Raw genomic sequence first — 23,940 nt, 5'->3', positions numbered from 1 at the left:
CGCACGCCTGATAAGCGTGAGGTCGGTGGTTCGAGTCCACTTAAGCCCACTGGATTTGAGTTATTCAAGTCCAAAAGATGTACCTTGAAAACCGCATATACAATCTATATTGAAAACGTTAAAACGTTAGAGATAGGAAAAGACATCCGAGGCATCATGTGTGAGAGCATGTGATGTTATCAAACCAGAAGGATAAATCGAAAGATTTAATCATTCAAAATGCTTTTAAAGCAAGAGAACACAAAGTCTGTTGCCAACGCTATGGCGACAGCGGACCAAGAATACAGGTCAAGCATTAAGAGCGCAGGGTGGATGCCTTGGCACTGAGAGCCGATGAAGGACGTGATAAGCTGCGAAAAGCTTCGGGGAGGAGCAAATATCCATTGATCCGGAGATATCCGAATGGGGAAACCCACTTGAGCAAACCTCAAGTATCCATACGCCAATCCATAACGTATGGAAGGGAACCGGGGGAACTGAAACATCTAAGTACCCCGAGGAGAAGAAAGAAACCTCGATTTCCAAAGTAGCGGCGAGCGAAATGGAAAGAGCCCAAACCGTGGTGCGTGCACCGCGGGGTTGTGGACTGCATAAGGTACTCGAATCAATAGCCGAACAGTTTTGGGAAATCTGATCAGAGAGGGTGAAAATCCCGTAGGCGAAATTGATGAGAGGCTGGCAGGATCCAGAGTACCACGAGACACGGGAAACCTTGTGGGAAGCAGGAGGGACCACCCTCCAAGGCTAAATACTCCTCAGTGACCGATAGCGCATAGTACTGTGAAGGAAAGGTGAAAAGGACCCCGGGAGGGGAGTGAAAGAGAACCTGAAACCCTGTGTTTACAAGCTGTGGAAGTGCCTTATGTGCACAACCGCGTACTTTTTGTAGAACGGTCCGGCGAGTTACGTTTACTGGCAAGGTTAAGTACTATAGGTACGGAGCCGAAGGGAAACCAAGTCTTAAGAGGGCGTGAAGTCAGTAAGAGTAGACCCGAAACCGGGTGATCTACCCATGTCCAGGCTGAAGCTGCCGTAAGAGGTAGTGGAGGGCCGAACGCACATCCGTTGAAAAGGGTGGCGATGAGGTGTGGGTAGGGGAGAAATTCCAATCGAACCCGGAGATAGCTGGTTCTCCTCGAAATAGCTTTAGGGCTAGCCTCGATGGAGTCTTACGGAGGTAGAGCACTGAATTTCTAAGGGGGCGTCAAAGCTTACCAAGGGATATCAAACTCCGAATGCCGTAAAGATGCTCATCGGGAGTCAGACTGCACGAGATAAGTTGGGCAGTCAAAAGGGAAAGAGCCCAGACCTGCTGCTAAGGTCCCAAAGTACGTGTTAAGTGGAAAAGGATGTGGGATTTCGAAGACAACTAGGATGTTGGCTCAGAAGCAGCCACACATTCAAAGAGTGCGTAATAGCTCACTAGTCGAGAGGTCCTGCGCCGAAAATGTCCGGGGCTGAAACACGACACCGAAGCACAGGATACCGTATGGTATGGTAGAGGAGCATTGCTGGCGCGACGAAGCAGTACCGGAAGGAGCTGTGGAGTGCCAGGAAGAGAGAATGCCGGAATGAGTAGCGAGAGAGAGGTGGGAATCCTCTCGGCCGAATATCCAAGGTTTCCAGGGTAAAGCTGATCTGCCCTGGGTAAGTCGGGGCCTAAGGAGAGGCAGAAATGCGTATCCGATGGACAGCAGGTTGAGATTCCTGCACTATCTTAAAACAGAACTGTGGGGACATTTGTGGAGAGCACAGGCGCGGAATGGAAAGCCGCGTGCAAGCGAAGGAGGAGTCACATAGGAAAAACCGTGTGGCAATCCAAAGGCGTGATGCGGACCGAACTAAAGTAGGGAAGTGTGTGAGCCATGAATCAAGAAAAGCCGCTATTGTTTTTAAGATACCCGTACCGTAAACCGACACAGGTGGATGAGGAGAGAATCCTAAGGCCGGCGGAAGAAGCATTGTTAAGGAACTCGGCAAAATGACCCCGTAACTTCGGGAGAAGGGGTGCCAACGAGAGTTGGCCGCAGAGAATAGGCTCAAGCAACTGTTTAGCAAAAACACAGGTCTATGCAAAACCGTAAGGTGAGGTATATGGGCTGACGCCTGCCCGGTGCTGGAAGGTTAAGAGGAGAGGTTAGCGCAAGCGAAGCTTTGAATTTAAGCCCCAGTAAACGGCGGCCGTAACTATAACGGTCCTAAGGTAGCGAAATTCCTTGTCGGGTAAGTTCCGACCCGCACGAAAGGCGTAATGATTTGAGCGCTGTCTCGACAATGCATCCGGTGAAATTGAAGTACCAGTGAAGATGCTGGTTACCCGCGCCAGGACGGAAAGACCCCATGGAGCTTTACTCCAGTTTGGTACTGGGGTCCGGCAGTGCATGTACAGGATAGGTGGGAGGCTGTGAACCTGGAACGCCAGTTTCAGGGGAGCCATTGTTGGGATACCACCCTTGTGCTGCTGGGCTTCTAACCAGCGGCCTTTATCAGGCCGGGGGACAATGCCAGACGGGGAGTTTGACTGGGGCGGTCGCCTCCGAAAGGGTATCGGAGGCGCTCAAAGGTTCCCTCAGAATGGTCGGAAACCATTCGAAGAGTGCAAAGGCAGAAGGGAGCTTGACTGCGACACCGACGGGTGGAGCAGGTACGAAAGTAGGACTTAGTGATCCGGTGGTATTAAGTGGGAATGCCATCGCTCAACGGATAAAAGCTACCCTGGGGATAACAGGCTTATCACTCCCAAGAGTTCACATCGACGGAGTGGTTTGGCACCTCGATGTCGGCTCATCGCATCCTGGGGCTGTAGTAGGTCCCAAGGGTTGGGCTGTTCGCCCATTAAAGCGGTACGCGAGCTGGGTTCAGAACGTCGTGAGACAGTTCGGTCCCTATCCGGCGTGGGCGTAGGATATTTGAGAGGAGCTGTCCTTAGTACGAGAGGACCGGGATGGACTGACCTCTGGTGTACCGGTTGAACCGCCAGGTTCACGGCCGGGTAGCCAAGTCGGGAAGGGATAAACGCTGAAGGCATCTAAGCGTGAAGCCCCCCTCAAGATGAGATATCCCATTCGAAAGAAGTAAGACCCCTTGAAGACGACGAGGTAGATAGGGCAGGGGTGGAAGTGCCGTAAGGCATGGAGCTGACTGTTACTAATCGGTCGAGGGCTTGACCTGAATGGTTGTGTTCACAAAAAATGGAATGATAGATGTGTAGTGTATGCGGTTTTGAAGGTATATCAAATATCTTCAATTAAATAATCCTCGATAGCTCAATGGTAGAGCATTCGGCTGTTAACCGAAGGGTTGTTGGTTCGAGCCCAACTCGGGGAGTGAATGAGACCTGCAGGGATCCTGCAGGTCTTTTCGTATATTGAGTTGCCCTGTGTGATGTGATACAATAAGGCGTAGCTACTGTAAACGATGAAGGAGAAAAGAAAGATGAATGAAAGTTATACCAGTTTTGCCCAGGTATATGACATGTTCATGGACAACGTGGACTATCCTGCCTGGAGCAAATATCTGATTCAGCTTTTAAAAGAATATCAGGTGGAAGACGGACTGGTGCTCGATCTTGGCTGCGGAACGGGAAACATGACCGAGCTGCTCGCCAAAGAGGGCTACGATATGATCGGCGTGGACAATTCTGAGGATATGCTCGAGATTGCCAGTGAAAAACGCGCCGAGTCCGGCTTAAACATTTTATATCTGCTTCAGGATATGCGGGAATTTGAGCTCTACGGAACCGTGAAGGCGGTTGTGAGCATCTGCGATTCTATCAACTATATTCTGGAGGAAGATGATCTGCGGGAAGTATTCTCACTCGTCAACAATTATCTGGATCCGAAGGGCATGTTTATTTTTGATCTGAATACAAAGTATAAATATGAACAGATGGGTGAGACTACGATTGCGGAAAACCGCGAAGAGGCAAGCTTCATCTGGGATAATTACTATGACCCGGAGGAAGAAATCAACGAATATGAGCTCGCCATTTTCATCCCGGAGGGAGAAGATTCCGATCTGTACCGTAAATTTGAGGAGGTACATTATCAGAGAGCGTACGATCTTGCGACGATCTGCCGCTTATTGGAAGAGGCAGGCATGGAGTTTGTAACGGCCTACGATGCATTCACAAAGGATGCGCCGAGACCGGAGAGCGAACGTATTTATGTCGTAGCAAGAGAAAAAGGAAAAAGTGAGAAATAGGAGAGAAACATGGATTATATTGTAAGAGCAACAGCGGCAGACGGACAGATTCGTGCGTTTGCAGCGACAACAAGAGAAACCGTAGAGACAGCACGCCAGGATCACAACACGAGTCCGGTTGCAACCGCAGCGCTGGGCCGCCTTCTGACGGCAGGTGCAATGATGGGCGTTATGATGAAGGGAGATAAAGACCTTCTGACCCTGCGCATCCATGCCGGCGGACCGCTGAACGGCATTACCGTAACAGCAGATTCCAAAGGAAATGTAAAAGGTTACGTCGGAAACCCGGACGTCGTGATTCCGGCCAACAAAAAAGGAAAACTTGACGTGGCAGGTGCTGTCGGCGTCGGATTCATGGATGTCATCAAAGACCTGGGACTGAAAGAGCCGTACGTCGGACAGTGCGTTCTGCAGACGAGTGAGATCGCAGAGGATCTGACCTACTATTTTGCAACGAGTGAGCAGGTTCCGTCCAGCGTCGGACTCGGTGTGCTGATGAACAAAGACAATACCGTCCGTCAGGCCGGCGGCTTTATCATTCAGCTGATGCCGTTCTGCGATGAGAAAGTCATTGAAAAACTGGAGCAGCGTCTGGCAGAAGTCAATTCCGTTACCGCATTCCTTGACGAGGGCCTGACTCCGGAGCAGATTCTTGAAAAACTGCTTGGAGACATGGACCTTGTGATCAACGATACCGTGCCGACCCAGTTTTACTGCAACTGCAGCCGTGAGCGTGTATCGAAAGCGCTGATAGCGGTCGGAAGAAAAGAACTGAACGAGATGATTCAGGAAGCAAAACCGGTGGAGCTGAAATGCCATTTCTGCAACAGCGCCTATGAATTTTCTACCGAGGATCTGAAAGAATTATTGCGTAAGAGCAAATAGCAGTACTGTTTCAGGCGAAACGGAGGCTGTGAGAGCTTCTGTTTGCAGAAAATCTGTAACAGGGAACCAGATAGTGGAGGAAGAAAGAGATGAAACAGGGATTCGTAAAAGTTGCCGCCGCTTCCTGTGCGGTAGTGGTAGCGGATGTCAGAGAAAATACGAGAGTCATTCTGGAAACGATTCATAAAATGGAGGGCGAGGGAGCAAAGGTGATGGTGCTCCCGGAGCTGGCTCTCACCGGCTACACCTGTAGTGACTTATTCTGGCAGAGTCAGATGATTGATGCGGCGAAAGAAGGATTAAAGGAAATTGCCGATGGTACGAAAGAGACCGATGCGCTGATTTTTGTCGGACTGCCGTGGGAACAGGGCGGAAAGCTGTTCAATGTAGCCGCTGTGCTCTGTCACGGAGAGCTTCTCGGCATTGTGCCGAAAAAGTATCTGCCGAACTACAATGAATTTTATGAGCTGCGTCATTTTACGCCGGGAAAAGAAGCGGTGACAACAACGGAATTTTTTGGAAAAGAGGTTCCGTTTGGCATGAATCTGCTCTTCCAGTGTGAAAAAATGCCGCGTCTTAAGGTTGCGGCAGAGCTCTGTGAGGATCTCTGGACCCCAAATCCGCCGAGTGTGGCGCATGCGCTGGCCGGTGCGACAGTGGTCGTAAACCTTTCTGCCAGTGATGAAATGGTTGGAAAAGACAGTTACCGGAGAAGCCTTGTGAGCGCACAGTCGGCGCGTCTGATCTGCGGCTATATTTATGCGACAGCAGGTGAGGGCGAGTCGACGACAGATCTTGTCTTTGGCGGACAGCATCTGATTGCTGAAAACGGAACCATTCTTGCCGAGGCAAAACGATTTGAGAATCAGATCATTTGTGCAGATCTCGATGTGGATCGTCTCACAAGTGAGCGCAGAAGGATGACCACGTATCCGGAGCAGAGAACCGATGGGTATCAGGTCGTTCGATTCTCCTTGTCAATAGAAGAGACAAAGCTGACCCGTTACTTCGATCCACGGCCATTCGTACCGTCGGATAAGCATAACCGCGATCAGCGATGCGACGAAATTTTAAATATTCAGGCTATGGGACTGAAAAAACGTCTGGCGCATACCCATTGCCAGAGCGCAGTTATCGGTATTTCCGGTGGACTTGACTCGACGCTGGCATTGCTTGTAACGGCAAGAGCATTTGATCTGCTCGGGATTCCGAGAAAGCAGATCCTGTCTGTAACGATGCCGTGTTTTGGAACGACAGACCGTACGTATCAGAATGCATGTGAGCTGACGAGATGCCTTGGCGCAACCTTAAAAGAGATCGATATCAAGGAGGCTGTCAATCTTCATTTCCGTGATATCGGACAGAATCCGGAGAAACACGATGTGACGTATGAAAACGGACAGGCGCGTGAGAGAACCCAGATTCTGATGGATCTTGCCAACCAGTCCGGCGGTATGGTTATCGGAACGGGTGATCTTTCCGAGCTGGCACTTGGCTGGGCAACGTACAATGGCGACCATATGTCGATGTATGCCGTCAATGCGTCCGTACCGAAAACCCTGGTGCGCCATCTGGTGCAGTATTATGCGGACACCTGCGGGGAAAAAGCACTTTCCGATATCCTTCTGGATGTGCTCGACACGCCGGTCAGCCCGGAACTGCTGCCGCCGAAAGATGGTGTCATTTCTCAGAAAACAGAAGATCTCGTCGGACCGTACGAGCTTCATGATTTCTTCTTATACTATATGCTGCGTGTGACGTACGAACCGCTCAAGATTTACCGTGTGGCAAAACTTGCATTTGCCGGTGTCTACGATGATGCGACGATCTTAAAATGGCTGAAAACGTTCTACTGGAGATTTTTCGCGCAGCAGTTCAAACGCTCCTGCCTGCCGGATGGCCCGAAGGTCGGAAGCGTTGCGGTATCCCCGCGCGGCGACCTGCGTATGCCGAGTGATGCGTGCGTGAAGCTCTGGAGAGAGGAACTCGACCAGCTGTAAAAAACAAAACAGGAAATACGGAAAGAAACAAAGATAATCCAAATTGGTGCAGACAATCAAATTTTGAGATGCACGACAGAAAAAAGGCTTCGGAGCAGAAGAATGCTTCGAGGCCTTTTCGCATGGAAAGATCAGGATTCTGAGGAGGAAGGATTTTGAGCCTGTTCGAGCGCCTGATTGATCGCGGAGACGAGCAGTTCGGAGGTGTAGCGGTCGTCCTCTCCGTAGATGAGGCCTTCCGTCGTCTGATTCACATAGATCTGGCTTGCGATGGAATCGAGCGCGGGCTCCATGAGCGGATACATGGCGGCGGTGGTTTCACTTAAGTTATTCAGTGAAATCGCGGTGATGCGGTCCTGCTCAACATTGACCTGCACATCGAAGGTCTGGTCGCCGAGGGAGATCGTGGAGGTGTAGATGCCGGGAATGTAGCGTGCATTTTCGGCGGAAGCAGCAGTGGTGACAGAAGGTTTTTTCGCAGAATCCTTCTTCCCGGAGAACATGATCAGAAACACCACGAGAAGAATCAGCGCGAGAGCAAGAAAAACAGCGGTGTAAACCACTTCTTTCATATGTAGTACAACAATTTTCGTTTTGGAACTCATGGGCGGGCACACTCCTTTTTGAAAAGCCGTCTGCGGGGGCGGAACAGGCGGGCGTTTTTACTATAATGTATGTGGGAAGAATGGTTTTTATGAAGGTTGTTCTACAGCAGGTTGATTGCATCAAAAAAAAGAGTCTGCTATACTGTAGCTATGTTTATTTTGGGGCAGAAATGGATCAGAACAGGAGGAGCAAGGTATGAGTCTGCAGTTTATTATGGGAAATTCGGGGGCTGGGAAATCGAGGTATGCGTATGAAAAAATTCTGGCGGAAGCGGCGTGCCACCCGGAGAAAAACTATCTGATCGTCGTGCCGGAGCAGTTTACGATGCAGACGCAGAAAGAGCTCGTGTCACTGCATCCGGCGGGCGGTATTTTAAATATTGATATTTTGAGTTTCCAGCGTCTGGCGTACCGTATTTTTGAGGAGACCGGAGGCAGCCTGTATCCGGTGCTTGAAGAGACGGGAAAAAGTCTTGTGGTAAAACGCGTTGCACAGGAAAAGAAAAAGGAGCTGACGATTCTTGGAAGCACGTTAAAGAGAACCGGTGCAGTCTCGCAGATGAAATCGCTGATTTCCGAGCTGAAGCAGTACCAGATTGCGCCGTCCGAGCTCGATATGTGGGCGGAAGAGACGGGGGAGAAAAAGCTGCTGGCGGCAAAACTGAAGGACACCGGTGTGATCTACCGCGCGTTTGAGGAATATCTGGAAAACCGTTATGTGACGGCGGAGGATGTGCTGGAAGTTCTGGCGGGGAAACTGGAAGAATCGGCGTTGATCAAAAACAGTGAGGTGCTGGTGGATGGGTTTACCGGATTTACGCCGGTGCAGATCGGTGTGCTTGGAAAACTGTTCCGGCTCTGTGCGAAGGTTTATGTGACGATTATTATGGATGAGCGGGAGGACCCGTATAAAAAGGCGATTCCGCATCAGCTTTTTGCGATGAGCCGCCAGCTTGTCCAGCAGCTCATGAAAGCGGCAGATGAAGCAGGGTGCCCGGTGGAGCCGGAAATCTGGGTCAGACGCTCGGGACATGGCCGTTTTCAGCCGGGAAGCACGATGGATCAGCTGGAGCAGAGACTGTTCCGGTATGGAAAGAGAGGATTTTCCGGAAATGGAATAGAAAAAAGACCAGAATCAGGAACGGAAGCAAAGACAGGAAATCCGGCAGCAGGATACGAGGCGAAACAGCAGGGCATCTACATCAGCGTCGCGCCGAATCCGCGTGCCGAGCTGGAAGAGACGGTGCGTCTGATCCGCCGCATGGTGCGCGAGGAGGGCATGCGTTACCAGGATTTCGCCGTTCTGACCGGAGATCTTTCTGTTTACGGCACGTATGCGCGGGAAATCTTTGAAAAATGTGGTGTTCCGTATTTCGTGGACGAAAAGCATTCCGTGCTGATGAATCCGTTCGTGGAATTTCTGCGTGCGGCGATCGAGATGGTGGTACAGAGTTTTTCGTACGAGAGCGTCTTCCGCTATCTGCGCTGCGGTCTTTCGAGTCTGGACCGCGAGGAGACGGATGCGATGGAAAACTATGTGCTCGCGCTTGGTATCCGCGGGCTGAAAGCGTATGGGGAAACCTGGACGAGGGGCTACCGCGGCATCAAGCCGGATGAAGTGCCGCAGCGCAATCTTCTGCGGGAGAAGTTCTATGCTGAAGTGCAGCCGTTTGCGGAGCGGATGAAGAAAAAAGATGCCACGGTGCGGGAGCGGACGGAGGCCCTGTACGCGTTGGCGGTACAGAATCAGATGCAGGAAAAACTCGAGGAGCGGCGGCAGCAGTTTGAACAGCAGGGCCAGGAGGCATTTGCAAAAGAATACAGTCAGATTTATGGCATCGTCATGGAGCTGCTGGACAAGATCGTCGAGGTGCTGGGTGAGGAGAAGATGACACTGGCAGAGTATCAGGAAATTCTGGAAGCGGGATTTGCGGAGGCATCTGTCGGTATTATTCCGCCGACGGCGGACCAGGTACTGATCGGTGATAATGAACGGTCGCGTCTGAAGGACATCCGCGTGCTGTTTTTCGTCGGCGTGAATGACGGGCTGATTCCGCGCCACGACGCGGGCGGCGGCATTCTCTCGGAATATGACCGCGAGGAGCTGGAACGGGCGGATGCGAAGCTGTCCCCGACGGCGCGGGAGACGATGTATCAGCAGAAATTCCATCTCTACCGAAATCTGACAAAACCGTCGGAGCGGCTGTACCTTTCCTTTACGAAAGCGGGCGCGTCCGGCGAGGCGCAGAATCCGTCGTATCTGATTAACGAAATCCGAAAACTCTTCCCGGAGATTCCGGTGCGGGATATTGAAAAAGAGGAAAAACCGGAGGAAAAACTGGAAATGCCGCGTTCCGGCGAGGCACTGTTTCTGGAGGAGCTTGGCAGAGCGGCGGAGGGAGAGATCGATCCGCTGTTTGAGGAGCTTTACCGCTGGTATGCAGCACATCCGGAGGCGGGAATTCCGGCGGAGACGTATCGAAAAGCGGCGTTTCTGCGCTGTGCGGACGGTGTAATCGGAAAGAGTGCGGCATCGGCACTGTACGGAGATACGTTAAAAAACAGTGCAACGCGGCTGGAAAAATATGCGGCGTGTGCGTTTGCCCACTTTATGGAGTTCGGCCTTCAGATCCGCGAGCGGGATCAGTATGAGCTGAAAGCGGCGGATATGGGAACGGTCATGCATGAGGCGCTTGAGAAGTTTTCGAAAAAACTGCAGGAGAACGGTGAGACCTGGAAGACGGTGACCGATGACACGCGTGACCGTCTGATTGAGGAGTGTGTCGAGGAGCCGATGGCGGACTATGGAAACACAATTTTTCAGAGTTCAAGCCGGAATCAGTACCGCATTATCCGCGTGAAGCGGATCCTGAAACGAACTGTCTGGGCACTGCAGCAGCAGATCCGGCAGGGAGAATTTGAGCCAGGGGAATTCGAGGTTTCGTTCTCGATGGAGGACTCGCTGTCGGCGATCAACATCGATCTGTCGGAGCATGAGAAAATGTGTCTGCGCGGACGGATTGACCGCGTGGATCTCTGCGAGACGGACGATAAGGTCTATGTGAAAATTATCGATTACAAGACGGGAAATACGTCGCTCGACCTGGTGGCGCTCTATTATGGACTGCAGCTGCAGCTTGCTGTTTATCTCGATGCGGCGATGGAACTGGAGCAGAAAAAGCATCCCGGCAAGCAGGTGGAGCCGGCGGGCGTGTTCTATTATCATATTGATGATCCGATGCTTGATCAGGAGGAGGATGAGACCGACGAGGCGTGGGGCCGGCGGATGCTGAAAGCGCTGCGGATGGACGGTCTTGTGAATGCGGACCGGAAAGTTGTGGAGCTTCTCGACCGCGTGCTTGAGGACGGAACGACATCCGATGTGATTCCGGTTGGAAAGAAGAAGGATGGAAGTTATACGAGCTATTCGAAAGTAGCATCGCCGGAGCAGTTTGATGTGATCCGTACGTACACCAGAAAGAAGGTGCGTGAGATCGGCGAGGGCATTTTTTCGGGCAATGTAAAAATTTCCCCGTATCAGCGGGACGGTGCGACGGCGTGTGCGTACTGTGAATATCAGGGAATCTGCGGTTTTGACCAGAAAATTCAGGGATACGAGTACCGCAAACTGAAGGGCATGGACACGGAACTGCTGATGAAGGCGATGCAGGAGATAACACAAAGTGATCAAAAGGAGTGACTGCCTTCCGGAAAGGAAAGAGAAATGCAGTTTTCCATGTATGAGAAAGTAATCAGCCAGAAAGAAGAGGGAGAGATAAATGGCAGTAAAATGGACAGCGGAACAGCAGAAAGTCATTGATACGAGAGACAGGAATCTTCTGGTCAGCGCGGCGGCAGGTTCCGGAAAGACGGCGGTTCTGGTAGAGCGGATCCTTGCGATGGTAAAGGATCCTGTGCGTCCGATCGATGTTGACCAGCTGCTCGTTGTGACTTTTACGCGGGCAGCGGCAGGTGAGATGAAAGAGCGAATCGGCCGTGCGCTGCAGCAGAGTCTCGAGGAAGATCCTGAGGATGAGCATCTGCAGAGGCAGCAGACCCTGCTTCACCATGCGCAGATCAGCACGATTCACGGATTCTGTTCGTACGTTATCAAAAATTATTTTCAGATGATCGATCTTGATCCGGTGTACCGCATGGCGGATGAAGGGGAGATCCGTCTGATGAAAAGCGATGTGATCCAGAAGGTGATGGAGGAGCGGTTTGCGGAAAAAGATCCTGCGTTTACACGGTTTGTGGAGAGCTACGCGGCGGGAAAACAGGATGACGGACTCGACGCGCTCGTGCTGAAGCTGTATGAATTTTCCATGAGTTATCCGTGGCCGGAGCAGTGGCTCGAAGAGTGCCGGGCGGCGTATCAGATCGATTCGCCGGAGGCGGTGCAGAAAAGCATCTGGGTACAGGTACTGATGGCTGAGGCGAAAAAGCGGCTCTCGAGTATTCTGGAAGGAATTGAGGAAAACCGAAAAACGGCGGTAAGCCCTGGCGGACCGTATCTGTATGACGAGGCGCTGGCATCAGATCAGCAGATGGTGGAAGAGCTGATCGAGACGGAATCGTTCGACGGAATGGTGCGCGCGATGGCCGGAATGAAGTTCAAAGCGCTTTCGCGGAAAAAGGCAGACGATGTGAGCGAGGCGCTGAAAGATCAGGTGAAGGCAGAGCGCGATGTATGCAAAAAAGAACTGCAGAAATTAAAAGAGCAGTTTTTCGAGAAGGACAGCGCCGAGATTGCGGAGGAGATTGCGGACTGCCGGGAGCCGATCGGCGTGCTGATCGATCTGACGGAGCAGTTTGCGAAAGCGTTTGCAGAGAAAAAACGGAGCAAAAATATTCTTGATTATGCCGATCTGGAACACTTTGCGCTCGAAATTCTTGTGCAGCAGGAGGACGGCCGTCTGGTGCGGACCGATGCGGCGCGGGAGCTTTCGGAACAGTTCCGCGAAATCATGATCGATGAGTATCAGGACAGCAACTTTATCCAGGAGGCACTGCTCTCTGCAGTGTCCGGCGAGGAGGAAGGCAGATGGAACCGGTTTATGGTTGGCGATATCAAGCAGAGCATCTACGGATTCCGCCTGGCGCGGCCGGAGCTGTTTCTGGAAAAATATCATACGTATGCGAAGGACGGGGAAAGCCAGCAGAGAATTGATCTCGACAAAAACTTCCGAAGCCGGCCGGAGGTGCTTGCGACGGCGAATTATGTATTCCGCAAGCTGATGAGTCCGGAACTCGGCGGCATCGCGTACGATGAGGCGGCGAGCCTCCATGCGGGAGCAGCGTTTCCTGCATTGCCGGAAATGGAAGAGGAAAAGACGGAAACGTGGCATGCGGCATATGAAACAGAACTTCTTCTGCTGGATGACAAGGCGCCCGAGCTGGAAGATGATAAGTCGCGTGAGACAAAGATGGAAACGGAGGCGGCTGCCGTTGCGGCGCGCATCCGCGAGATGGTCGGAAATGAGGAAGTCGTGGGCAAAGAGACCGGGGAATACCGGAAAATTCAGTACCGCGATATCGTAATTCTGCTTCGTGCGGTCAGCGGATGGGCGGAGACGTTTTCGCGCGTACTGCAGGCGGCGGGAATTCCGGCGTACAGCACATCAAAAACGGGATACTTTTCCACACAGGAAATCGTGACGGTGCTGAATTACCTGCATCTGTGCGACAATCCATGCCAGGAGATTCCATTTACGGCAATCTTACGCTCGCCGATCTGCGGATGCACTGATGCAGAGCTTGCTGCGGTGCGTTGTGTGGATAAAGACGTAAAAATTTATGAGGCGTGTGGAAAATATGCGGCGATAGGTGAAGATGAGGCGCTTCGGGAGAAACTGCGGCGGTTCCTCACACAGCTCGAAATGCTGCGGAGCCGTGTGCCGTACACGCCGATTCATGAACTGATTACGCAGATTCTCGAGGAGACGGGCTACGGCGGCTATGCATCCGCGATGCCGGGCGGCGTACAGCGGCGGGCAAATCTGGAGATGCTGGTGGAAAAGGCGGTGGAATTTGAGGCGACGAGTTACCGTGGACTGTTCAACTTTATCCGTTATATCGAGCAGCTTCAGAAGTATGAAGTCGATTTCGGCGAGGTGAATATTTACGGGGAGAGCGCAGACACGGTGCGTATCATGAGTATTCACAAGAGTAAAGGACTGGAATTCCCGGTTGTGTTCCTCTCGGGCATGGGCAAATCGTTTAACCAGATGGACAGCCGTGCGGCGCTTGTACTCCATTCCCGGATGGGCATCGGCGCGGATGCGATCGATCCGGAGCACCGCGTCCGTCAGGCGACACTGCAGCGGCAGATCATCCGGCAGAGCATGAAGCTGGAAAATCTGGCGGAGGAGCTGCGGGTGCTTTACGTTGCCATGACGCGCCCGAAGGAGAAGCTGATTATGACGGGCATGGCGTCGAAGCTGGAGAGCCGCGTGAAGCAGTGCGCGGCACATGCGGGGCGGCAGGAGGAGCTGCTGTCATATCAGACATTGAGCAGTGCATCCGGGTATCTCGACTGGATTTTGCCGGCATTTTCGAGAAACCGGTGTTTTGACGGGCTGTATGAACAATTCGGTCTGGCAGGGAATGCGGACAATCCGCTGTATGCGGAGAAAATTCCGGTAACGATCCGCCTTGTATCACCGGCAGGACTTGTTGAGGGAGAGGTGCTGCATCAGATGGAGCGCGCGGTGAATGAGCAGAAAATCATGGAAATTCCGAAGCAGCCGCCGAGAGAAGCGGCGCTGAAGGAACTTGTGGAGGAGCGGTTTGCCTACCAGTATCCGTATGAGAAGGAAAAACAGATTCCGGTAAAAGTTACCGTTTCGCAGCTGAAGAAGGCCGGGATGGAGGAATCCGAGATCGGAAAAGAGCTGTTCGCGCAGGAAGAACTCGTACCAATTGTGCCGGGCTTTCTGAAAAAGGATCATGTTGCGGCTCTGACGGGCTCTGACCGCGGAACGGCGTACCACCGCCTGCTGGAATGTCTCGATTACCGCAGAGCGTACAGCATCACAGAGCTGATGGCACAGACGGAGGAATTGATTGCAGAAGGAAAGATGACGAAAGAAGCAGCGGAATGCATTTATTTCAAATCGATCCTCGCTTTCGCAAAAAGTTCGGTTGGAATGCGGATGCGGAATGCCTTTTTGAATGAAACCCTGAAACGGGAGCAGCCGTTTGTGATGTCCGTTCCGGCAAGTGAGGCAGATCCGTCCTATCCGGAAGATGAAACCATTCTCGTGCAGGGAATCATTGACGCATGGTTCCCGGAGGGGGATGAGATTGTTCTTGTGGACTACAAAACGGACCGTGTGAAAGAAGCCGGGGAGCTGAAAAAGCGGTATGAAAAACAGCTCGCCTACTACCAGCAGGCACTGGAGCGGACGACAGGGAAGAAAGTGAAAGAGAAAATTATTTATTCGCTGGCACTGGATGAAGAGTTGGTATTGTAGGAAAAAACTACTAGAAAAAACAACTGTCAAAACAGGGATAAAGTATGATATCATGGTTGAGAAACAAACAGGTATTGAGAAACAAAGAGAAAAAAGGAGATTCAGCGATGATTCGAAAAATTGTTCAGATAGAGGAAGACAGATGTACAGGATGCGGGCTTTGTGCGCATGCCTGTCATGAAAGTGCGATTGCGATGGTTGACGGGAAGGCAAAGCTGATCCGGGATGACTACTGCGACGGATTCGGCGACTGCCTGCCGGTTTGTCCGGCAGATGCGATTTCGTTTGTGGAGCGGGAGGCGCTGCCGTACGATGAGGAGGCGGTAAAAGAGAACCAGCGGAAGGCAAAAGAGGCGGCCGGGCAGGAGAATACCGGAGCAGGAAAAGCAGGTGAAAACAGCTGGGCGATTGACCGTGCAGATGCGCAGGAAAATTCTGCAGCAGTTCCGTCCCGGCTCCGCCAGTGGCCGGTGCAGATCAAGCTGGTGCAGGAGCGGGCTTCGATGTTTGCAGGAGCAGACTTTCTCGTTGCGGCGGATTGTACAGCGTATGCGTATGGAAACTTCCACCAGGATTTTATTCGGGATCATGTCGTTCTCGTAGGCTGTACAAAACTTGACGATATCGATTATTCCGAGAAACTTGCGCGGATTTTCATGCGGAATGATATTAAGAGTATCACGGTTGCACGCATGGAGGTTCCGTGCTGCGCAGGAATGGAGCGTGCCGTGAAGATGGCACTGAAAGAGAGTGGAAAGAAGATTCCGGTGAAAACTGTGGTGATTTCTACGGATGGGGAAATTTTGTAGAAAATCAGATATAGTAATTAGCGTGTGCCCTTAAAAGTATTTTTAAAATTGGTACATTCTGCTTTGTGGAATACGTAAGACGAAAAAAATGAAAAGCTCGGTAAGAGGTATTAGAAAAATGAGTATGACGAAGATACAAGAGGAGCTTCTTGGTGCGCTGATCGGTCTGGCCCGGTCGGTAGATGGAAGAGGAGAAGCAGCAAAAGGTGAATCGCAGGAGTTTTCCAGTGGTGACAGCAATGGTCACCGCCCGGACAAAGCCACGCATGAGATTCTGCTTGGCGGAATTTGCGCGGCAAATCCGGAAAAAGAGCTGAGGGAAGAAGAGGGGAAATCCTGGATTGTACGCGTGGAGGCAGAAAAGAACCGTCTGAATCCGGATTGCGCAGTGTGCAAGGGAAAATGCGGCAGAACAGATAACTATGATCTCGAAGAAATGGAGACAGATGAACCGTCGGACCGGGCACGAAAAGAGCAGATTCTTGCGGAATTGTTTCCGATGGCAGAAAAACTGCAGCAGCTTCGGAAAGAAACAAAAGAGCAAAACGAAGAATTGCAGGGGGCGGTTAATTTTTTGTATAAGGCATTGTTTGCGATTGGAAACTATGTCGGGGAAAAGAGTCTGCAGAGTGTGGTGCAGGAGATGAATACCCTTTTTGTTAAATTGGAAAATGTATTGAAATAAGTAGAAAATAAGAAAAATCCTCTGTCCGGAGTGTATAAAAAACCCCGGAAACAGGGGATTTTTTGCGTTCTGCGCCAAGTGCATAAAACGTATTATCGCGTTTTCACAAAGTTTTGCAAAACAGGACCCTGTTCACCAGAACTGCCTGGGTAGGCGCAGAGCGGTACGTGATATTGTGAACACGTACGATCCGAAAAGGCGTTTATGAGGAGCGCCGTCTGATCAGAAGAAATATCCGCGGACTTCACGCAGAGCAGTATCAGGGTGACCTTACGAATGTGAAAATTCTGGATCACGGACCGGTGTTTATCAAAGTAGAACTGATCTTTACACTGAAGGGAACGTATCACAGCAGTGTTGTGATGAAAATGTACCGGCACCTTCCGAAAATTGAGTTTTCTTACCGCGTTACCGGACAAAAGATCAGACGATTCTGGTTAATACTTTTGACACACCGTTACTTTACATGGGGGAGATGGAATCCCACCCAATCCTTCTGTGCGATAACAAAGAGGAGAATAATAAACGGCCGGTTTACAGCTGGATTATGAATAACACATGGGAAACAAACTTCAAGATGGACCTGTCCGGATTCAGTGAATTCCGCTATGGAGTTGAGATTGTGGAGCAGGGAACCGCAGAGAAAGATATGGAAAGCCTGTCAGATAATGACAAGGGTGTGGTTACCTTTATTTGCGGGTAATCATTGTTCCGCGGTTTTACGGCGGTGTCAGGCAATGAGGCCATGGCTGTCTGGCGGTAGTATGAAAAACAGCAGAAGATGAAAAAAGACAGCGGGGAGTATGACAATTAGACGAAAAAGTCAGACTTTCCGCTGCTTTTTCGTTAAAAATGAAAACAGGCGAAAAAGTACTGCGTTAATATTAAGATGTTATGTGACTTAACACAAGAACACAGATTTTCTGTCTAAAAAATCAAAAGAAACAGAAGAATACTCCTCGATCTATACAAATTAGGACTGGAAAATAAGAATTTTAATATACAAAATAACGAAAAGGCTATTGACAATCTTTCTAAAAGATGTTAACATCTAAACACAAGTTAAGAAACAAATAGAGGGGCTGTTGGTAACATGGCAGAGAGAAAATCAGTATCCATGCAGGACCTGGCAGATAAGCTGGGCATCAGTAAAGTAACAGTTTCCAAGGCGCTGAACGGAAAAGACGGCGTGGGAGAAGAACTGAAAGAAAAGATTTTTGCGCTTGCGAGAGAATCCGGTTATGTCCTTCCGGACTACGGAAAACGGAAGAGCAAAAAAGTCGGTATCATCATGAGTCCGCGGTTCAGCTCCGGAGACGAAGGAAAATTTTATATGGCAATGTACGAGCGGATCATCTACGAGCTGCAGAGAGCATCCTGTTCGAGTATCATGATTTCTCCGACAACAGCAACACTCCCGTCGGACATGAACACGATACAGACCAGAGGGCTGTTCGACGGCCTGATCTTTCTTGGTATTCTCGATAAGGGTGTCCGGGAGCAGATTGCACAGATTGATCTCCCGAAGGTGTATGTGGACATCTACGATCAAACCCACAAATCCGATTCCGTCATCACCGAGAATATTTACAGCTCCTATGAGCTGACCAATTACCTGATCCAGCAGGGCCACACAGACATCGGATTTGTCGGAACCGTAGGAAGTACAACCAGTATTTCCGACCGATATCTCGGATATCTGCGGAGAATGCTGGAGGAGGGAATTTCCCCGAAAAATGAGTGGAGAATCCCGGACCGAAGCGATGAAGGCATTGCCATTCCGCTTTTGCTACCGGAGAAGCTGCCCACCGCATTTGTCTGTAACTGCGATGCCACCGCATTCAAATTAGTGCAGGCATTAAAAGAGCGTGGAATCTGCGTACCGGAGGATGTTTCCGTGACCGGTTTTGATGATTCCATTTATGCACAACTGTGCAGTCCGTCGCTCACCACGGTTGCGGTTGACACCGACGCGATTGCACGTCTTGCGGCAAAACGTATGATCAAACATATGAATGAACCGCAGAAAAAGAGCGGCGAGGTATACCGCATTCCCGGAAAGATTATTTACCGGGATTCCGTTTGTAAGATAAACGGATCAAGTGATAAGCCCGAGCAATCGGGAGAAGGAGGAAAAAATCTTGAGTAAACCAAGCAAAAAGAAAAAAGGACGCTGGACCAAGAATGACACGGAGCTGACCGTCATGGCGCTGCCGACCACCATCTGGTATATTCTGTTCTGCTTCCTGCCTATGTTCGGTCTGATCATTGCGTTCAAGAATTACAAAATCACCGGCGGAAAGAGTTTCATTTATAACCTGCTCCACAGTGACTGGGCCGGCTTCAAAAACTTTTCGTTCCTGATCAGATCCAACGACCTGTTCGTCATCCTGAGAAACACAATCCTGTATAACCTTGCATTTATCGTTCTTGGTATGGTATTTTCCGTAGGACTGGCTATCATGATCAGCCTGCTGCACAACAAAAGAGCGTCGAAGGTATATCAGACGATGATGTTCTTCCCATATTTCATGTCATGGGTTGTAGCTTCCTACTTCCTGGATGCATTCCTGAACCAGGACAACGGTCTGATCAACAGTATAATGAGAAATGCAGGCAAGGAACCGATTCAGTGGTACATGAGTGCCGGTGTATGGCCATTTATCCTGATCTTCATGTATCTGTGGAAATCTACCGGATACAACATGGTTATCTACCTGTCCAGCATTTCCGGTATTGATACCACACTGTACGAGGCAGCCGTTATGGACGGCGCCAATAAGAGACAGCAGGTATGGCACATTACCCTGCCTTGCTTAAAGAGTGTCATCATCATGATGTTCATCCTGAATGTCGGAAAGGTCTTCTACTCCGACTTCGGACTGTTCTTCCAGCTTTCTCAGGGAGCAAGCGGTTCGATCTTCAAAACGACAGCAACTATCGACACATATGTATACAACGCACTGCAGTCTTCCACTCCGATCGGAATGACTTCTGCGGCAACATTCTTCCAGTCTGTTGCATGCTGCATCACCATCCTTCTTGCCAATGCCATTGTGAAGAAGATTGATGAAGACAGCGCGATTATTTAAGGAGGTACAAAAATGGCAAAAAAGAAAAAAGATCTTGATCTGGCTTCCTCTTCACATTTAAATCAGATCCAGGGATCTACAAATGCAATTTTCAATGTTATTTTTGTGATCCTTGCCCTGGCCTGCATTATCCCGGTGGTATTCATCTTCATGATCTCGATTTCTTCCGAGCATTCGATCAAGATGAATGGCTACCAGTTTATCCCGAGTGCATACTCGCTGGATTCCTACAAATTCCTTCTTCGGGAAGGACAGATGATTGTGACTGCACTTGGCGTTTCCGTTGCGGTAACGGTTATCGGTACGGTAATCGGAGTTGCCCTTACGATGCTGATGGGTTACGTTCTTTCCAGAAGCACCTACAAACTGAACGGATTCTTCACCATGGTCGTTTTTATTCCAATGATCTTCAATGGTGGTATGATTTCTTCTTATGTAGTTAACACACAGTTCCTCAACCTGAAAAACAGTATCTGGGCGCTGATCCTTCCGCTTTGTGTTTCTTCGTTCAACGTTGTTATCTGTAAAACGTTCTTCAAGACCAACATTCCGGAATCCATCATTGAGTCGGCACAGATCGACGGAGCAACCCAGTTCCAGATTTTCGGAAAGATCGCCCTGCCGCTGTCGAAACCGCTGATGGCAACGATCGCCCTGTTCCTCACCTTCGGTTACTGGAACGACTGGTTCCAGTCTTCCCTGTACATCAGCGATACCAAGCTGTATTCCCTGCAGGCTCTGCTGGATCACGTACAGAGAAATATTGAGGTGATGGCAAACAACCCGTCTCTTGGCGTTACCACGGCACAGTACATGAACTCGATGCCAAAAGAGGGCGCCCGTATGGCGATGGCAATCATCATCATCATCCCGATCGCATGCTGCTATCCGTTCTTCCAGAAATACTTCATTTCCGGTCTGACGGTCGGTGCGGTAAAAGGCTGATCGACCATTTACCTTTATGGATCTCATACTGAAGCAAAAGGCTTCGGTTAAGGATAATTTCAACATTCTATATTTTATATCAGGAGGATGCTACAATGAAAAAGAAACAGTTTTTAGCTCTTGCACTTTCTGCTGTTATGGCCGGTGGCATGCTGGCAGGCTGCGGAAGCAGCAACGGAAGCAGCAGCTCTTCAAAGAGTGATGCAAAAGATGAAGTTGTTACACTGAAATGGATTCAGGTTGGTAACGGAATGCCGAAGGATTATGATGAGTGGCTTGCACAGATCAACCCATATCTGGAGGAGAAAATCGGCGTTAATGTAGACATGGAAATCGTTCCGTGGGGTGACTGGGATAACAGAAGAAGCGTTATCACAAACTCCGGCGAGTATTTCGATATCCTGTTCACCGACCAGAACCGTTACTCTTCTGAGGTGAACACCGGCGCACTGATGGACATTACAGATCTGCTCAAAGACAACGCTTCCGAGCTGTATGACATGATTCCGGAAGATTACTGGAAAGCAGTAGAAGTAAATGGAAAAATCTACGGCGTACCGACCTACAAAGACAGCTCCCTTTCCGAGTACTTTGTATGGGATCAGGATATTGCAGACAAATATAACATTGATGTAAATTCTGTAACAGATTTCAATACTCTGTACGATGCTCTGAAGACAGTAAAAGAGGGCGAAGGCGGATCTCCGTACTTCATGTCCAAAAATGGTGCAAACTTCCTGCTGAACCTGAACTACGATGATTTAAGCTCCGGACTTCCGGCAATCGGCGTTAAATACGGCGATGACAGCAAGACCGTTGTCAATCCGCTGGATGACGAAGAAATCCTTTCCAACCTGGATATCGTTCGTAAAATGTATCAGGAGGGCATCATCAACGGAGACGCTCCGACAGCAGATGATTCCAGCAAATACGCAATGTTCTTTGTTGCACAGGGATGGAGCGGCGCTGCAAAAACAACATGGGGTCCGAACAATGGTATCGCCAATTGTTCAGCAGTACAGTATGGCAACACAGTCGTTTCCAACACAACTGTACGTGGTTCCATCAATGGTATTTACTCCGGATGCAAGCACCCGGACAAAGCACTTCAGCTTCTGAACCTGGTAAATACGGATTCCAAAGTACGTGACTGGTTCTACTATGGAGCAGAAGGAAAAGACTTCGAGTACACCGATGACAATAAGGTACACCGCCTGACCACTGACTGGGGTATGGCCGGATATACCCAGGGTACTTTCTTCAACGTAACTCAGACAGACGATGTTGACTTCAACCAGTGGGATGAAGTAGAAGAGCTGAACGAGAAAGCAACTCCGTCTGAGATGCTTGGATTCAACCTGGATACCTCCAACATCGAAACAGAGCTTGCAAACTGCCGTGCCGTATATGAGAAATACTATTCTGAGTTATTCACCGGCGCACAGGATCCGAGAGAGCTTGTAAAAACAATCGATGCAGAGCTTGAGACCGCAGGCTGGGAGACCATCCGCGAAGAAGCTCAGAAACAGATTGACGCACAGAAATAAGTCTGATACATTAATTTTATAAGAACTACAACAGGGCATTTTCGATTGCGGAGATGCCCTGTTGTAGAATAACGGGAAATGAGAAAAATTGAGCGAAAGGATGAAAAAAGAATGAAAGAGACCTTACCAAAGTCCATTCAGGAGCTGATTTTAAGCCTGAGAGAAAAACTGAAAGACGAGCCGGAAATCGTTGATATGTTTGAACGATGCTACTCCAATACCCTCGACACAACCGTAAAGAAAATGGAGGACGGCAGCACCTACGTCATCACCGGAGATATCCCGGCCATGTGGCTGCGTGACTCGGTAGCACAGCTGCGCCCGTACCTTGTTCCGGCGCAGAACGACCCGGAGCTGGCTGACCTGATCGCAGGCCTGATCCGCCGCCAGTTTATGTGCATCAACATTGATCCATACGCAAACGCATTCAACGAAGGACCGAACGGCAACTGCTGGGAGAAGGACGAGACCGATATGGGACCGTGGATCTGGGAGAGAAAGTATGAGATCGATTCTCTCTGCTATCCGCTGCAGTTCTCCTATCTGTTCTGGAAGAACACCGGAAGAACGGATCAGTTTGACGAGGTTTTCTGGGAAGGTGTTGACAAAATCCTGACTGTATTTGAGACTGAAATGAACCACGAGGAGAAATCCCCGTACAGCTTCATCCGTAAAAACTGCTCCTACACCGATACGCTTTCCCGCGATGGAAAAGGTGCGCAGGTAAAATCCGGCATCGGCCTGATCTGGTCCGGCTTCCGTCCAAGCGATGATTCCTGCCGTTACGGTTATCTGATTCCGTCCAACATGTTTGCGGTTGTCGTTCTGAATTATCTGAAGGAGATCGCAGATTTCGTCGGCGGAAAAGAGGAGATTGCGAAGAAAGCAGAAGAGATGGCAAAGACCGTAAAACAGGCCATTGAGACTTACGGTACCACCCATATCTGGGGACTTGGCGATGTTTATGCTTACGAGGTAGACGGCTTTGGCCAGTATAATCTGATGGACGATGCCAATGTACCGAGTCTTCTGGCTATGAGCTATCTCGGCTACGAGCCGGAAAGCCAGGAAGTGGCTGACAACACAAGAAAGCTGATCTTAAGCGAGGCAAACCCGTTCTATTATGCAGGAACGAAGCTTTCCGGTATCGGAAGCCCGCACACACCGGTCCGCTACGTATGGCACATCTCCAAAGCCATCGAGGGACTGACCGCACCGACAAAAGAGGAGAAACATCAGATGATCCACGAACTGATGGCAACCGACGGCGGTACAGGACTGATGCACGAGGGTGTTTTCGTAGATGATCCGACCGTTTACACCAGAGAGTGGTTCTCCTGGGCAAACGCAATGTTCTGTGAGCTGGTGATGCAGTATTGCGGATATGAGATTAAGAAATAAAGATGAAAAAATAAAGATGAAAAACACGAAAAGAGGAGGCTGTGCTCAGTGCACGGCCTCCTCTTTTACCTACACCACAGAAAACTGTCTGCGACAGCCTTCACTGAAAGGAGAGACAGCAGTGGGGAGAATACTGCTGTCCCAGGGGAATATGGGATTTTCATCCCGCTTCTTTTCTCTGCCCACGGGGTATTATACACAGTTTTTTGCGATATGTAAAAGATATAATTGATATGAAAGATATAATAAATTGGCATGATGAAGAAATGTAAAAGAATCTGAGCATCAGAAAA

General features: G+C 50.1%; 14 protein-coding genes, 1 tRNA gene and 1 rRNA gene. 15 read left to right on the top strand and 1 reads right to left on the bottom strand.

Translation table 11 applies throughout. The features are described 5' to 3' along the window. Positions 1-285: 285 nt before the first annotated feature. The 5 genes from DXB83_RS10070 (at position 286) to DXB83_RS10050 (ending at position 7,088) form a co-directional block, all read left to right on the top strand. Positions 286-3,172 (top strand): 23S ribosomal RNA (locus tag DXB83_RS10070). 83 nt (positions 3,173-3,255) lie between these two features. Further along, a tRNA-Asn gene (locus DXB83_RS10065) sits at positions 3,256-3,327 on the top strand. 108 nt (positions 3,328-3,435) lie between these two features. Next, positions 3,436-4,203, top strand: a complete 768-nt coding sequence (locus DXB83_RS10060) for a class I SAM-dependent DNA methyltransferase (RefSeq protein ID WP_117509992.1) — start codon at positions 3,436-3,438, stop codon at positions 4,201-4,203. Between the two features lie 9 nt (positions 4,204-4,212). Beyond that, a complete protein-coding gene (gene hslO, locus DXB83_RS10055) occupies positions 4,213-5,088 on the top strand; it encodes an Hsp33 family molecular chaperone HslO (RefSeq protein ID WP_022462421.1) in 876 nt (291 codons plus the stop codon). A gap of 89 nt (positions 5,089-5,177) precedes the next feature. Further along, complete coding sequence (locus DXB83_RS10050) at positions 5,178-7,088, top strand: NAD(+) synthase (RefSeq protein WP_118697535.1); 1,911 nt, start codon at positions 5,178-5,180, stop codon at positions 7,086-7,088. Between the two features lie 131 nt (positions 7,089-7,219). On the opposite strand, the gene DXB83_RS10045 is transcribed toward DXB83_RS10050, so the two are convergent. Then, positions 7,220-7,693 (bottom strand): hypothetical protein, encoded by a 474-nt coding sequence (locus tag DXB83_RS10045; protein ID WP_118667023.1) that lies wholly within the window; start codon positions 7,691-7,693, stop codon positions 7,220-7,222. Positions 7,694-7,889: 196 nt separating this feature from the next. On the opposite strand from DXB83_RS10045, the gene DXB83_RS10040 reads away from it, so the two are divergent. From DXB83_RS10040 to DXB83_RS09995, 10 genes are all read left to right on the top strand, one after another. Then, positions 7,890-11,393: a PD-(D/E)XK nuclease family protein gene (locus tag DXB83_RS10040; RefSeq protein ID WP_118697534.1), complete on the top strand. Its 3,504-nt coding sequence runs from the start codon at positions 7,890-7,892 to the stop codon at positions 11,391-11,393. A 79-nt stretch (positions 11,394-11,472) separates the two neighbouring features. Continuing rightward, entirely contained in the window at positions 11,473-15,168 is a 3,696-nt protein-coding gene (gene addA, locus DXB83_RS10035; RefSeq protein WP_118697533.1) for a helicase-exonuclease AddAB subunit AddA, read from the top strand. A 107-nt stretch (positions 15,169-15,275) separates the two neighbouring features. Continuing rightward, positions 15,276-15,977, top strand: a complete 702-nt coding sequence (locus DXB83_RS10030) for an ATP-binding protein (RefSeq protein WP_118697532.1) — start codon at positions 15,276-15,278, stop codon at positions 15,975-15,977. Between the two features lie 118 nt (positions 15,978-16,095). Then, positions 16,096-16,662 (top strand): hypothetical protein, encoded by a 567-nt coding sequence (locus DXB83_RS10025; protein WP_117509978.1) that lies wholly within the window; start codon positions 16,096-16,098, stop codon positions 16,660-16,662. A gap of 475 nt (positions 16,663-17,137) precedes the next feature. After that, positions 17,138-17,365: a hypothetical protein gene (locus DXB83_RS10020; protein WP_117509977.1), complete on the top strand. Its 228-nt coding sequence runs from the start codon at positions 17,138-17,140 to the stop codon at positions 17,363-17,365. Between the two features lie 390 nt (positions 17,366-17,755). Beyond that, the gene (locus DXB83_RS10015) at positions 17,756-18,811 is read left to right on the top strand and encodes a LacI family DNA-binding transcriptional regulator (RefSeq protein WP_117802470.1); all 1,056 of its coding nucleotides are present in this window, start codon (positions 17,756-17,758) and stop codon (positions 18,809-18,811) included. Positions 18,812-18,866: 55 nt separating this feature from the next. Next, positions 18,867-19,754, top strand: a complete 888-nt coding sequence (locus DXB83_RS10010) for an ABC transporter permease (RefSeq protein ID WP_055265684.1) — start codon at positions 18,867-18,869, stop codon at positions 19,752-19,754. A 12-nt stretch (positions 19,755-19,766) separates the two neighbouring features. After that, positions 19,767-20,699, top strand: coding sequence for a carbohydrate ABC transporter permease (locus tag DXB83_RS10005; RefSeq protein ID WP_117509975.1), 933 nt, complete (start codon positions 19,767-19,769; stop codon positions 20,697-20,699). Positions 20,700-20,794: 95 nt separating this feature from the next. Then, entirely contained in the window at positions 20,795-22,246 is a 1,452-nt protein-coding gene (locus DXB83_RS10000; RefSeq protein WP_117509974.1) for an ABC transporter substrate-binding protein, read from the top strand. Positions 22,247-22,357: 111 nt separating this feature from the next. Continuing rightward, the gene (locus DXB83_RS09995; RefSeq protein WP_055219311.1) at positions 22,358-23,647 is read left to right on the top strand and encodes a glycoside hydrolase family 125 protein; all 1,290 of its coding nucleotides are present in this window, start codon (positions 22,358-22,360) and stop codon (positions 23,645-23,647) included. Positions 23,648-23,940: the final 293 nt, after the last annotated feature.

Source organism: Blautia sp. OM06-15AC (assembly GCF_003481425.1).
GTDB classification, from domain to species: Bacteria; Bacillota; Clostridia; order Lachnospirales; family Lachnospiraceae; genus Fusicatenibacter; species Fusicatenibacter saccharivorans.
The sequence above is the reverse complement of the archived record's forward strand: the minus strand, read 5'-3'. Positions and strand labels throughout refer to the sequence as shown.